Origin of the sequence: Emcibacter sp., assembly GCF_048269205.1 — a bacterium.
GTDB lineage: Bacteria > Pseudomonadota > Alphaproteobacteria > Sphingomonadales > Emcibacteraceae > Emcibacter.
The window spans coordinates 1077887-1090813 of sequence record NZ_JBLXJC010000001.1; the positions used below are offsets into that span (position 1 = coordinate 1077887).

The window sequence follows — 12927 nt, forward strand, 5'->3', positions numbered from 1 at the left end:
CCGAAGATACAGGAAAGGGAAAGCACTGTTTCTGCGCCGCAAGAAGAAAAGCGTTCTGACCAGGGTCCAGGATTTTCTCTGGCCCGCTCTCGGCTGGCGGCGGGCCTTTAGCTATATGCATCACCGGGTGGCGCGCATTCCCGGAACGTCTTATGCTCTTGCTGCCGGGTTTGCCAGCGGTGCAGCAATGTCCTTTACACCTTTTGTCGGATTTCATTTTATTCTTGCGGCGACCTTCGCCTGGATTATCCGCGGCAATATCCTGACCTCCGCCATGGGAACCATTGTCGGCAATCCCTGGACCTTTCCCTTTATCTGGGTGGCAACCTATGAAACCGGAAGCTGGCTTCTGGGCTGGGAGGCACAGGAAAACATGTGGGGCGGCATGATGGAAGCTGCCAACCAGGTCACATTCGGAGGTTTTTTTGTGGATCCCCTGAAGGCGCTCGCGCCCGTCGCGCCCTATTTCCATTCTGTCTTTTTGCCAATGCTGCTTGGCGGAATGGTACTGGGAGCAATTGCCTGGGGTACATTTTACTGGCCAATTTACAAGCTTGTGTCGGAATATAAACGCAAAAGATTTGAAAAACGCATGCAGGCGCTGGAGAAGAAACTTTCCAGCAGCGGCCATGAGGATATTGGAGAGGAAGGAACATCCATATGGTAGATCGGGATCGCATCAGGCTTGGCGTCAATATTGATCATGTGGCCACCATCCGCAATGCCCGCGGTGGTCAGCACCCGGATCCGGTGCGGGCGGCAGTTCTGGCTGCCAAGGCGGGAGCTGACGGTATTACTGCCCATCTGCGTGAAGATCGCCGTCATATTTCCGACAATGATATTGAACGGTTGATGGCGGAACTCAGCTTGCCGCTCAATCTGGAAATGGCGGCGACAGAGGAAATGCTGGCCATTGCCTTGCGTCACAAGCCGGCGTCAAGCTGCATTGTACCTGAAAAGCGCCAGGAATTGACCACGGAAGGCGGGCTGGACGTGGCCGGAGCGGAAGACTACCTCGGCTCATATGTGGAAAAACTGAAAGCGGCAGGGATCAGCGTCAGTCTCTTTATTGATCCCGATGAAGACCAGATCCGGGCGTCCCGGCGGCTTGGCGCTGACAAGGTAGAGCTGCATACCGGAACTTATGTGGAAGCCGAGGGGGCGGATCATGCACGGGAACTCGACCGTCTGCGTCAGGGGGCGCGCCTGTGTGAAGAACTTGATCTGGAGGTTCATGCCGGTCACGGCCTGAACTATGATACGGTGGAGGCCGTGGCGCGCATTCCCCAGTTTACCGAATTCAATATCGGCCATTTTCTGGTGGGCGAGGCTATTTTTGTGGGACTGCCGGAAAGCCTGAGGCGCATGCGGGTTCTTATGGACCGGGGCAGTCGGAACAGGGAAGCATGATGCGTGTTCTGGGGCTTGGCAACGATCTTGTGGATATCCGGCGCATCGAAAAATCGCTGGAAAAATATGGTGATCGCTTTATCCGGCGCACCTTTAACGAGGTGGAGAAGGCCCGCGCAGAAGCAAGGCCGCAGACCCGGGCATCGGTTTATGGCAAGCGGTTTGCCGCCAAAGAAGCCTTTTCCAAGGCGCTGGGGACGGGGTTCCTTCAGGACGGGGTAAGCTGGCAGGATGTCTGGGTTGAAAATGACGACAGGGGACGCCCCCATATTCGTCTTGCCGGCCGGGCGCGGGAAATCCTTGATGACCTTGTCCCTGACGGCATGACGGCACAAATTGACCTGACCATCACTGACGACTATCCCTGGGCCCAGGCCATTGTCCTGATTACGGCTAATTCTGCGCATAGATGATTTTGCATATCCGGGAATTTTATAAAATCCTGCCGTCTTTTGGCTTTTAATATTTGTGATTTTGGACGGCATGGGCTAAGCCTAGGGCATATTGGGTATTTGATTCCAGCAGTGTTTTGCTGACAAAGAGAGATGTTTTGATCTATGACTGAAAATACAAAGGACCAGCCGCAGTCTCCTGTCGGGGTCGAAAAGCCTGTCGAGATAAAAAAGGAAGAAGGCTGGCTGGAATTTGCATCGACAGTGGCACTTGCCGTTCTGATTGCGATTGTTTTTCGCAGTTTTGTCTATCAGCCTTTCACCATTCCATCTGAATCGATGCTCAAAAACCTGATGGTCGGGGATTATCTGCTGGTATCGAAATTTTCCTATGGTTATAGCCATCATTCTTTGCCGTTCAGCCCCCCGTTGTTTTCCGGACGCTTTTTGGAAAGTCCGGTTGAGCGCGGAGATGTGGTTGTTTTCAGGCTGCCCCGTGACCCGGGCGTTTATTACATCAAGCGCATTCTCGGGCTTCCCGGTGATCGTATCCAGATGAAAAAAAGCGTCCTCTACATCAACGACAAACCGGTCAAGCGGGAGCGGCTCGAGGATTATGTGAGGATTCGTAACGGCCGAGAGGAACGCTTTGGGCAGTACCGGGAGACTCTGCCCAATGGAAAAAGCTATACCACCCTGGATATGGGGTATTTCCCGGGCAGCCGGGCGGATGACACGCCTGTCTACAAGATCCCTGAGGGGCATTATTTCGGAATTGGCGACAACCGGGACAATTCCAAGGACAGCCGGCTTCCCAAATCGGAGGGTGTTGGCTATATACCGAGTGAAAATATCATCGGCCGCGCCGAAGTTCTCACCCTTTCCTTTGATGACCAGGCGAAGCTCTGGGAATTCTGGAAATGGTTCCCCAAGGAACGACGCGAACGGTTTTTCACCAAAATCAGATAGAATTCCGACAGCAGCCGGCGAGCGGGATGTCACACCGGGGCAAGCCGGCAAGACAATAAGATTGTGAGAATAGTGACTTCATCAAAAGGACAATACAGCAGCCTCTACAAGACACTGAAGTATGAATTCAGGGATGAGGACCTTCTGCGCCAGGCGCTAACTCATCCCAGTCTCGAAGGGCCGGTCAGTTACCAGCGTCTGGAATTTGTCGGTGACCGGGTACTTGGCCTGTTGATTGCTGAATGGATTTACGAACGTTATCCCCATGTTGATGAAGGGGGCATGGCCAGCCGTCATACCAATCTGGTACGCCGGGAGACCTGCGCCGAGGCTGCGGAAAAAATGGGCCTGGCGGAGTATATCCTGATGGCAAAAAGTACCGAGGATACGGGTGGACGCCGCCGGGCGACAATCCTGGGGGACGTCTGCGAGGCACTGCTGGGCGCCATGTATCTGGAAGGCGGGCTCGATGTGTGTCGAAAGCTGATCCGGACCCATTGGAAGGATTTTATCGACCAGGACGGACTTGCTGTGAGGGATGCGAAAACCAGGTTGCAGGAATGGGCCCAGAGCCGCAAAATCTCCACACCCAATTATGTTACATTGGGGCGTGAAGGCCCGGCTCACGAGCCCCTGTTTACCATTGCGGTACGTTTGAATGGCATGGGGGAACAGGTCGGGCAGGGCGGCTCCAAGCGGGAGGCCGAGCAGGCGGCTGCAGCCAGGATGCTCGAAGCCATCGAAGAAGAAGATTGAAAACAGGTGATCCGATGACAGGTAAGCAAAATACACATTGCGGCTATGTGGCCCTGATCGGCGCACCCAATGCCGGGAAATCTACACTTCTCAACGCTCTGGTTGGCAGCAAAATCGCCATTGTCACCCACAAGGTGCAGACCACCAGGACACGCATTCTGGGGGTGGCTGTTGACGGTCTGAACCAGATGATCTTTCTTGATACGCCGGGGATCTTCGAGCCCAGGAAGCGCATGGAGCGGGCCATGGTGGCGGCCGCCTGGGAGGGGGCTCATGATGCGGATATTATCGTTCTGCTGGTGGATGCCACCCGGGGGATTGACGCGGACACCCGCCGTATTGCCGAAAGCCTCAAGGACAAAAAACGCAACGTGATCCTGGCCATCAACAAGGTGGATGGTTTCAAGCGCGAAAAACTTCTTCCCCTGATCCAGGAAATGAACGAGATCGGTGAATTTACCGATACGTTACTGATTTCCGCCCTGAAGGGGCAGGGGCTTGATGAGCTGAAGCAGAAAATCGCCGATTATCTGCCGGAAGGGATCTGGCTGTATCCAGAGGATCAGCTGACGGATATTACGGAGCGGATGCTGGCTGCCGAAATCACCCGCGAAAAATTCTTCCTGCGCCTGCATGAGGAACTGCCCTATGCGACCACCATCGAGACGGAACAGTGGAAAGACCTGAGAGACGGTTCAGTGCGGATCGAACAGGTGATCTATGTGGAGCGGGAAAGTCAGAAAAAGATTGTCATCGGCAAGGGGGGCAGCAGCCTCAAGGAAATTGGCAAACTGGCGCGCGAGGAGCTCGAGGAAATCCTCGGCCGACGTGTCCATCTATTCATTTTTGTCAAGGTGCGCAAGGACTGGTCCGAGGACCGCGAGCGTTATCGGAACATGGGCCTCGACTGGGTGAAATAGGCCTAATGTGACTCCGTGCAGGGTGGGAGATCAAGCCCGCCATAACCTGACCATCCGCACCGTATTTTAACAGAATAACTGTCATCCAGAAGAAGGCCTTCAGGCTTGATGCCGGCGCGCTTGCGACCGTCCTGCAGCGACATGTCGTTGGGGATCAGGCCGATGGTATAGGCGAGCCGGTCGGCGCGACCCGGCAGCAGCACCCGGAAGTCGATGGCATGAGTGTAATTCCGGATGGCTGTGTTTTTGATCAGGTTGGTCAGACAGCTGTCAAATAGGGTGTTGTAGAAGGCCGGTTTGTTATGCAGGTCATTTGTTTCGGCAATGACCTTGAGGAAATATTCTCTCATTTCACCGGGATCAGTCAGTGTGACCGGATAAAGCATCACATTTTCGCCGCGAACATGGGTGCGCTGGCCGATGATGTCCTGTTCCGTTCCCCAGACATAGATCTTGTTGAACTGGCGCATCATGCCGCGGAAGGCGCCATAATGTTGTCCGGGATGCAATCTGGTTTCCACTGACAGGGAAAGATATTCCCCGCCTTCGAATTCAAAACTCAGAAAATTATGGGCCAGCCCCATGGGGCCGAAATGGGAAATGCCGTACCAGATCCGTTTCAGATCATCGAGATAATAGGTGCGATCGAAATACTGTATCCGGTCCGGCGTGCGATCCGCATGATAGGTGAAGTCCCGGACATTGTGTAGATGGATATAGTCTTTGCCGCTTTCCGCAAAGGCGGTGCGGGAAAGCTGGGGTTGCCAGGGGCCCGCCATGTCCGGTGTCTGCAATTCCAGAAAAATCCATACCCCGGCAACCAGGCCAGCAAGGGCCGCCATGGCATATTTCAGGGCCTGGATAAATTTGCTTTTTTTTCGGGCCAAAATACTCCCCCTGCGTTTTTAAGACAGGTTAGGGAGTCTTGGTCCGTTTGACAAGATGTCTGGTTTCAGCTTTCCTGAAGAACTTCAGAAATCTGTTCCGCCAGCCAGTCAATCTGTTCCTTTTCGATCACCAGCGGGGGGGCCAGGCGTATCACATAGTCGTGGGTCTCCTTGCACAGGATCCCGCGCTTCATCAATGCCTCGCAATAAGGACGGGCAAGGCCCACTTCCTTGTGCAGCTCAATGCCGATGAAAAGCCCTTTGCCGCGGATTTCCGCCACTTTGTTTGTGGGGATTTCTTCCAGCTTGCGCATCAGATAGTCCCCGAGCAGGCGGGAGCGGTCAACGAGATTTTCTTCGTCTATCACTTCCAGGGCGGCAAGTCCCACAGCGGCCCCCAGCGGGTTTCCGCCATAGGTGCTGCCATGAATGCCAGGGGTGAAAACACCAAGAATATCGCGGGAAGAGATCACTGCCGAGACCGGATAGGCGCCGCCGGAGAGGGCCTTGCCGACAATCAGCATATCCGGTTTGGCGTGCTCTTCATGCTGGTAACAGAACATCTGACCGGTACGGCCCAGGCCTGTCTGGATTTCATCCATGACCATAAGGACATTATTATCCCGGCATATGCGGCGCGTGGCGGCAAGGTACCCTTCCGGCGGCACATTGATGCCGGCTTCGCCCTGGATCGGCTCCATGATAAGGGCTACAGTATTGTCAGTGATTGCTGCCTCGAGGGCATCTGCATCACCGTAGGGTACGATTTTGAAGCCGGGTGTAAACGGCCCGAAATGATGTTTGTAGGCTTCTTCGGAAGAGGCACTGACCGTGGTCACGGTCCGGCCGTGGAAGTTGCCTTCGAAAAAGATGATTTCCGCCTGGTTGTCCGGCACACCCTTGACTTCATAACCCCATTTTCGCACCGCCTTGATGGCTGTTTCCACGGCTTCGGCGCCGGTGTTCATGGGCAGTGCCATGTCCATTTCCGCCATGGCGCAGAGTTTTTCCAGGAAATCGCCCATCTTGTCATTGTGAAAGGCACGTGACGTCAGGGTCAGCTGGTTAGCCTGCTCGGTCAGGGCATTAATGATTTTCGGATGGCAATGGCCCTGGTTGACCGCGCTGTAGGCGCTGAGGCAATCCAGGTATTTGTTGCCGTCAACATCCCAGACCCAGATTCCCTTTCCCCGGGACAATACAAGGGGGAGGGGATGATAGTTCTGGGCACTGTGCAGGTCTGTTTTATTGATTATGTCCTGTTGCAGGGTCATATGGTCTTTCCTTTGGTGGGCGGCAATATGTGGTTGCCGAACAGGCTGGCTGCCAGATCAACGGCCAGTTCCGCGGTCTTGTTTTTATCATCCAGCGCCGGGTTGATTTCGGCGATGTCGAGCGATCCCATCAGGCCGCTGTCGTAAACCATTTCCATGCAGAGCTGAGCCTCGCGGTAGGTCAGCCCGCCAGGAATCGTGGTGCCAACACCGGGGGCAATGGTTGGATCAAGGCTGTCCACGTCAAAGCTCACATGCAGATGGGCGTTCTTGTCACGCACCTGTTCAATAATGCTGTGCATGGTCATACGCATGCCGATCTCGTCAATTCGGCGCATGTCAAACACATTGATTCCGCTGTCGGTGACCAGTTTCTTTTCGGCCCGGTCAACGGAACGGATGCCCACCTGATAGATATTGCCGGGTTTGACCATGGGGGTTACCGAGGACAGACCGGTCAGTTCCGCCGGGCCGATCCCGGACATGACAGCTACCGGCATGCCGTGAATGTTGCCTGAGGGACTGGTCTCCGGTGTGTTGAAGTCGGCATGGGCGTCGATCCAGAGGACGCAGAGGGGGATGTTTTTCTGAGTGCAATAGCGGGAGACAGCGGCAATTGACCCGATGCTCATTCCGTGGTCACCGCCCATCATGATGGGGAGGTGCCCTTCCATCAGCTCCGTATAGACCGCATCCTGCACATTCTGACACCAGATCATGGTCTCTTTGAGATGACGCAGGCCATCTTCGGGCGGATGGTTGGGAGTTTTCGGTCCATACAGGTTACCCGTATCAACGACGTCATATCCCAGTTTTTCGAGTGTGTTGGAAATGCCGGCCACACGAAGGGCCTCCGGCCCCATGGTAGCGCCGCGGTCGCCAGCTGAAATGTCGCTGGGTACGCCAATCAGTGAAATTTTCTTTGTCATAATTATAATATCAGAATAAATCTCATGCCCTTGATTATGGCTAGCTTTGCATGAAAATCCGAAAATGAAATATCTATTTTAATAAGAATGCCGAATATTCTTCGGGTTTTTGGTGGAATGTGCTACATTGTTCTGAGATGTAAGAAAAAAATTATGTCATAACGATAAATATATTCTACGGAGAGAACAATTGGCCCGGAAAAAGTCTATGGATCGCATCGATCTGAAGATTCTTTCGATTCTTCAGGAAAATGCACGCATCACCAATCACCTCTTGTCCGACAAGGTGAATCTGTCCCCAAGCAGTTGCCTGCAGCGGGTGCGTAAGCTGGAAGATGAAGGCTATATCGACAGTTATATGGCCAATATCAACCTGGACAAAATCTGTCGTACGGTGACGGTACTGGTTACCGTCAGCCTGCATGACCATACCAATGCCAATTTCAAGGCCTTTGAAGAAGCCATGGCCCAGTTCCCGGAGATTGTGGAATGCTATACGGTGAGCGGCAATTTTGATTATTTCCTGCGGGTGGTCTGCCCTGACATGAACAGTTATCTCAAGCTCAATGACGACCTGATCGGTAAAATGGAAGGGGTCGCCAATATCTCCAGCCAGGTGGCGCTTGCCCATACCAAACCCTTCCGCGGCTATGCGCTGGAAAGGCTTGTGGAGTAGAATGTTTTTGCCCGGATCACCGATGGATGTTCCCGGGGAGAGGAAAGGCTGCAAAATTCCCCAATCGCCCTCTTGCAGAACAGACAGCCCGGTGTTAGTTTCCGCCTTTCGGAACTAACTCAACCTGTCAGGAATATTATGTCTGTTGATAAGGATACTGTGGCGAAAATAGCCCATCTCGCCCGCATCAAGGTGCCCGAGGAAAAACTCGAGCCGCTGGTGGGAGAACTGAACAATATTCTGGATTGGGTGGAAATGCTGTCCGAGGTGGATACGGACGGAGTGGACCCCCTGACCAGTGTGGCCGATGTTACTCTTCCCATGCGGGAAGATAAAATCACCGATGGTGGCTATCGGGAGGATATCCTGGCCAATGCGCCGGTAGCCGAACACGGCTTTTTTGCCGTCCCCAAAGTGATTGAATAGGGGAGGGTATGATGAGCAAACTGACAGAACTTACCATTACCGAAGCCAGAGACGGTTTCAAAAAAGGTGATTTTACAGCCCGCGAGGTGACTGAAGCTCATCTTGCTGCCATGGAAGCCGCGCGTGAGCTGAATGCCTATATTGCCGAGACGCCCGAACAGGCGCTGGATATGGCGGACAAGGCAGATACCAGAATTAAAGCCGGTGACCAGAAAGGCATGACCGGCATTCCGGTCGGCGTGAAGGACCTGTTCTGCACCAAAGGTGTGCACAGCTGTTCCGCAAGCCACATCCTGGACGGATTTGAGCCCCGCTATGAAAGCACCGTGACCCAACAGATGTGGGACGACGGGGCCGTGATGCTGGGCAAACTCAATATGGATGAGTTCGCCATGGGCTCCTCCAATGAGACCAGCTATTACGGGCCGGTGAAAAATCCCTGGCGGGCTGAAGGTTACGGGCATGACCTGGTGCCGGGCGGCTCCTCCGGCGGCTCTGTTGCTGCCGTGGCGGCTGATATCGCTATTGCTGCAACCGGTACTGACACTGGCGGGTCAATTCGCCAGCCGGCAAGTTTCACAAATCTCGTGGGTCTCAAGCCCACATACGGTCGCTGTTCCCGCTGGGGTATTATTGCCTTTGCGTCCTCCCTGGACCAGGCGGGTCCCATCACCAAGACTGTGCGGGATGCGGCCATCATGCTGGAAAGTATGGCCGGTCACGACCCCAAGGACAGTACGTCGGTTCCGACCGACGTGCCGAACTTCGAGGCTGCTCTGACCGGTGATATTCGCGGCCTGAAGGTGGGTATTCCAAAAGAATATCGTGTCGACGGTATGCCTGAAGAGATTGAAAAACTCTGGCTGCAGGGTATTGATTGGCTCAAGGGCGCGGGGGCGGAAGTTGTCGATATTTCCCTGCCGCACACCAAATATGCCCTGCCCACTTATTACATTGTGGCGCCGGCGGAGGCATCCTCCAATCTGGCCCGCTATGACGGGGTGAAATACGGTCTGCGTGTTGACGGTGAAAATCTGGCAGATATGTATAGCAATACCCGGGCCGAAGGGTTTGGCGACGAGGTCAAGCGACGTATCCTGATCGGCACCTATGTGCTGTCAGCCGGTTATTACGATGCCTACTATCTGAAAGCCCAAAAGGTACGCAGCCTTATTGCTCGTGATTTCCGCGAGGCGTATGAGAAAGTGGATGTGATCCTGACACCGACGGCCCCCAGTGCCGCCTTTGCATTGGGAGAGAAAACATCCGATCCGCTGTCCATGTATCTCAATGACGTTTTCACCGTGCCGGCAAGTCTGGCCGGTCTGCCGGGTATTTCCGTACCGGCGGGCCTTAATCGCGAGGGGCTGCCCTTAGGGCTGCAGCTTCTGGGACGGCCCTTTGACGAGGAAACCCTGCTCAGAGCGGCAGATGTTCTGGAAGGCGCGGCTAATATGACGGCGAAACCTGTTAAATGGTGGGGAGGCAAGTCATGAGCAAGTTAATTCAGGGGGCGACCGGTGACTGGGAAGTTGTGATTGGTCTGGAAGTTCATGCCCAGGTTATCTCAGAATCCAAACTGTTCTCCGGTTCTTCGACAGCCTTCGGGTCCGAGCCCAATACTCAGGTAAGCTTTGTGGATAGCGCCATGCCCGGCATGCTGCCGGTGATCAACGAGGAATGTATCCGCCAGGCCATCCGTACCGGGCTTGCCATGGGGGCGAAGATTAATCTGCGCTCCATCTTTGACCGTAAAAACTATTTTTATGCGGACCTGCCGCAGGGCTATCAGATCAGCCAGTTCAAGGACCCCATTGTGGGGGAGGGGGAAATCGTTATTGAACTGGAGGACGGGTCAACCAAGGAAGTCGGCGTGGAGCGTCTGCATCTGGAACAGGACGCAGGCAAGAGCATGCACGACCAGCACCCCAGCATGACTTATGTAGACCTGAACCGGTCCGGTGTGGCGCTGATGGAAATCGTCTCCAAACCGGATATGCGTTCGGCAGAGGAGGCCGGCGCCTATTTCCGCAAGCTGCGTTCCATTGTCCGTTATGCAGGCACCTGTGACGGCAATATGGAGCAGGGCAGCATGCGCGCCGACGTCAATGTGTCCGTTCGTCGGCCGGGGGAGCCTTTCGGCACCCGGACAGAAACCAAGAATGTGAACTCCATCCGTTTCGTCATGCAGGTGGTGGAGCATGAAGCCAACCGCCAGATTGCCATTCTTGAAGACGGTGGAAGCATCGATCAGGAAACGCGGCTGTTTGATCCGGGGACCGGTACCACCCGGTCCATGCGGTCCAAGGAGGAAGCCCATGACTATCGCTATTTCCCGGATCCGGATCTGCTGCCGCTGGAATTCACACAGGAATATGTGGACGAAATTGCGAAAAGTCTTCCGGAACTGCCGGATATCAAAAAGAAGCGCTTTGTCGATGACCTGAAGATCAGCGCCTATAATGCAGGCGTCCTGGTGGCGGAAAAGGAAAATGCCGACTATTTTGAAGAGGTGCTTTCCCACCTTGAGAAAATGACAGGCAAGGCCAAACATGAATTCGCCACCCTGGCGTCCAATTGGGTGACCGGCGATCTTTTCGGTGCCCTGAATAAACTTGGCTGTGCCATTACCCAGAGCCCGATACCGCCCGAGCATGGGGCTGAACTGATCGGCCTGCAGATGGACGGGACCATATCCGGCCGTATTGCCAAGGATGTGTTTGAAATTATGCTGGACAGTGACCAGAGCCCGTCAGAGATTGTCGAAGAGAAAGGCCTGAAGCAGGTTTCGGATACCGGCGCCATCGACGGCTTTATTGACGAAGTGATGGCGGCCAACACGGACAAAGTCGAGGAATATCGCGGCGGCAAGGATAAGCTGCTTGGTTTCTTTGTCGGTCAGGTGATGAAAAAAACCCAGGGCAAGGCCAATCCGCAGGTTGTCAATGAATTGCTCCGGAAGAAGCTGAACGGCTGATTATTTCAGCGGAAAGGGAATTAAAAGCCGGAAATTTTATATTTCCGGCCTTTCCCATCATAAAATTGCCTTATTAGCTATAATACTGTACTGTTCTAGCAGATATGACATTCATATCTTTATTTGAATATAGTTAGTAGGGGACGAACAACATGTTGGATATCAAGAAATTACTTCTTTCTTCTGCGATTGCTGCGGTAGCGGCATTCGGGCTCACTGCCTGTGGTGATGATAAATCTTCTGCACCTGAAAAAGCAGAAAAAGCAGCTGAAGAAAGCTCATCCATGATGGATGATGCCAAGGATGCTGCTGGCGATGCCATGGACGAAGCCGGTGATATGGCCGACGATGCTGCTGAAGCAGCTGGTGAAGCCATGGAAGACGCGGGCGAGGCCATGGAAGATGCTGCAGAAGATGCAGAAAAGGCTGCTGAAGACGCCATGAAAAAAGCCAAAGAAGCCATGCCGCAATAAACCGACTGGCAGCCGAATGGTTAATGAGCCGTTCGAAAAACAGTTAACAAACACAGCGGACCCCACTCTGGGGTCCGTTTTTTTGTTATATAAATCATTTAAAAACAATATGTTGTAAAGTTTTTCTTAGGGTTAACCAATTGTTTAAGCTTTCACGGGCATTCTTTTCTCACGGGCCGGGAACAACGGCTGATTTGCAACGCATACATCGATAACCAGGATAGGGTTTACAGGAGAAGAAGAATGGGGCAACTGAACCATAAGGACTATGTTAAAGAAAGAATTTCCGCCGCTGACGAGGGAACACCGGAAGCACTTTATGATCTCGGGCTTATTTATTCCATCGGCCAGGGTGTCGAGCAGGATAACGTGGAAGCTCATAAATATTTCAATCTCGCCGCAATCCGTGGCATGAAAAGCGCCCAGATTGACCGTGCGGAAGTAGCTGAATATATGTCTGTGGCTGAAATTGCCATGGCGCAGAAAATGGCCCGGGAGTGGTTGTCTACTCATTAAGAGAAAGTGTCATATGCACAGTTTTGATTAAAAACCTTCTCCTCCTGCCGGGCGAGAGGGTTTTTTATACCCCTTTCCAAAATCTCTCTGTCGATTGCCGGATGAAAAACCGGGACAAAGGCGTTGACACCCTATTTAGACTTGGGTAAATACGGCGTGACAGAGAGGTGGCTGAGTGGTCGAAAGCGCTCCCCTGCTAAGGGAGTATACCTTCACGGGTATCGAGGGTTCGAATCCCTTCCTCTCTGCCATTTTACTTTTTCCCCAAATGACAGCAGTTCCAATAACGAACCGTCATACCGAGCAGGTTTTCAATCCCGCT

General features: G+C 53.5%; 15 protein-coding genes and 1 tRNA gene. 13 read left to right on the forward strand and 3 right to left on the reverse strand.

The features are described from left to right. Nucleotides 1-55 precede the first annotated feature (55 nt). The 6 genes from ACN0YD_RS04990 to era all read left to right on the forward strand — a co-directional run bounded on the left by ACN0YD_RS04990 (nucleotide 56) and on the right by era (nucleotide 4447). Nucleotides 56-667 (forward strand): DUF2062 domain-containing protein, encoded by a 612-nt coding sequence (locus tag ACN0YD_RS04990; protein ID WP_417318847.1) that lies wholly within the window; start codon nucleotides 56-58, stop codon nucleotides 665-667. Beyond that, nucleotides 661-1410 (forward strand): pyridoxine 5'-phosphate synthase, encoded by a 750-nt coding sequence (locus tag ACN0YD_RS04995; protein WP_417317548.1) that lies wholly within the window; start codon nucleotides 661-663, stop codon nucleotides 1408-1410. Before ACN0YD_RS04990 ends, ACN0YD_RS04995 begins: the two co-directional genes overlap by 7 nt. Beyond that, nucleotides 1407-1823 carry a holo-ACP synthase gene (acpS, locus tag ACN0YD_RS05000; RefSeq protein ID WP_417317549.1) on the forward strand — a complete coding sequence of 139 codons (417 nt, stop codon included), beginning with the start codon at nucleotides 1407-1409 and terminating at the stop codon, nucleotides 1821-1823. The genes ACN0YD_RS04995 and acpS overlap by 4 nt, the downstream gene beginning before the upstream one ends. A 144-nt stretch (nucleotides 1824-1967) precedes the next feature. Then, on the forward strand, nucleotides 1968-2771 hold the full coding sequence (gene lepB / locus ACN0YD_RS05005) for a signal peptidase I (protein WP_417317550.1): 804 nt from the start codon (nucleotides 1968-1970) through the stop codon (nucleotides 2769-2771). A 72-nt stretch (nucleotides 2772-2843) separates the two neighbouring features. Continuing rightward, the gene (gene rnc / locus ACN0YD_RS05010) at nucleotides 2844-3527 is read left to right on the forward strand and encodes a ribonuclease III (protein WP_417317551.1); all 684 of its coding nucleotides are present in this window, start codon (nucleotides 2844-2846) and stop codon (nucleotides 3525-3527) included. A 14-nt stretch (nucleotides 3528-3541) separates the two neighbouring features. Continuing rightward, nucleotides 3542-4447, forward strand: a complete 906-nt coding sequence (era, locus tag ACN0YD_RS05015) for a GTPase Era (RefSeq protein WP_417317552.1) — start codon at nucleotides 3542-3544, stop codon at nucleotides 4445-4447. 2 nt (nucleotides 4448-4449) lie between these two features. Here the strand turns inward: era and ACN0YD_RS05020 are convergent, their stop codons facing one another. From ACN0YD_RS05020 to rocF, 3 genes are all read right to left on the reverse strand, one after another. Beyond that, nucleotides 4450-5334 carry a DUF4105 domain-containing protein gene (locus ACN0YD_RS05020; protein ID WP_417317553.1) on the reverse strand — a complete coding sequence of 295 codons (885 nt, stop codon included), beginning with the start codon at nucleotides 5332-5334 and terminating at the stop codon, nucleotides 4450-4452. A 65-nt stretch (nucleotides 5335-5399) separates the two neighbouring features. Next, complete coding sequence (rocD, locus tag ACN0YD_RS05025; protein ID WP_417317554.1) at nucleotides 5400-6608, reverse strand: ornithine--oxo-acid transaminase; 1209 nt, start codon at nucleotides 6606-6608, stop codon at nucleotides 5400-5402. After that, a complete protein-coding gene (rocF, locus tag ACN0YD_RS05030; RefSeq protein WP_417317555.1) occupies nucleotides 6605-7537 on the reverse strand; it encodes an arginase in 933 nt (310 codons plus the stop codon). Before rocF ends, rocD begins: the two co-directional genes overlap by 4 nt. 208 nt (nucleotides 7538-7745) lie before the next feature. On the opposite strand from rocF, the gene ACN0YD_RS05035 reads away from it, so the two are divergent. From ACN0YD_RS05035 to ACN0YD_RS05065, 7 genes are all read left to right on the forward strand, one after another. Beyond that, the gene (locus ACN0YD_RS05035; RefSeq protein ID WP_417317556.1) at nucleotides 7746-8213 is read left to right on the forward strand and encodes an Lrp/AsnC family transcriptional regulator; all 468 of its coding nucleotides are present in this window, start codon (nucleotides 7746-7748) and stop codon (nucleotides 8211-8213) included. A gap of 138 nt (nucleotides 8214-8351) precedes the next feature. Then, the gene (gatC, locus tag ACN0YD_RS05040) at nucleotides 8352-8639 is read left to right on the forward strand and encodes an Asp-tRNA(Asn)/Glu-tRNA(Gln) amidotransferase subunit GatC (protein WP_417317557.1); all 288 of its coding nucleotides are present in this window, start codon (nucleotides 8352-8354) and stop codon (nucleotides 8637-8639) included. 11 nt (nucleotides 8640-8650) lie between these two features. Continuing rightward, nucleotides 8651-10135 carry an Asp-tRNA(Asn)/Glu-tRNA(Gln) amidotransferase subunit GatA gene (gene gatA / locus ACN0YD_RS05045; protein WP_417318849.1) on the forward strand — a complete coding sequence of 495 codons (1485 nt, stop codon included), beginning with the start codon at nucleotides 8651-8653 and terminating at the stop codon, nucleotides 10133-10135. Then, nucleotides 10132-11616, forward strand: a complete 1485-nt coding sequence (gene gatB / locus ACN0YD_RS05050) for an Asp-tRNA(Asn)/Glu-tRNA(Gln) amidotransferase subunit GatB (RefSeq protein ID WP_417317558.1) — start codon at nucleotides 10132-10134, stop codon at nucleotides 11614-11616. Before gatA ends, gatB begins: the two co-directional genes overlap by 4 nt. Nucleotides 11617-11768: 152 nt before the next feature. Beyond that, nucleotides 11769-12089 carry a hypothetical protein gene (locus ACN0YD_RS05055; protein WP_417317559.1) on the forward strand — a complete coding sequence of 107 codons (321 nt, stop codon included), beginning with the start codon at nucleotides 11769-11771 and terminating at the stop codon, nucleotides 12087-12089. Between the two features lie 243 nt (nucleotides 12090-12332). Next, entirely contained in the window at nucleotides 12333-12605 is a 273-nt protein-coding gene (locus tag ACN0YD_RS05060) for a hypothetical protein (RefSeq protein ID WP_417317560.1), read from the forward strand. Between the two features lie 161 nt (nucleotides 12606-12766). Next, nucleotides 12767-12856: transfer RNA gene (locus ACN0YD_RS05065), tRNA-Ser, on the forward strand. The last annotated feature ends 71 nt before the right edge of the window (nucleotides 12857-12927 follow it).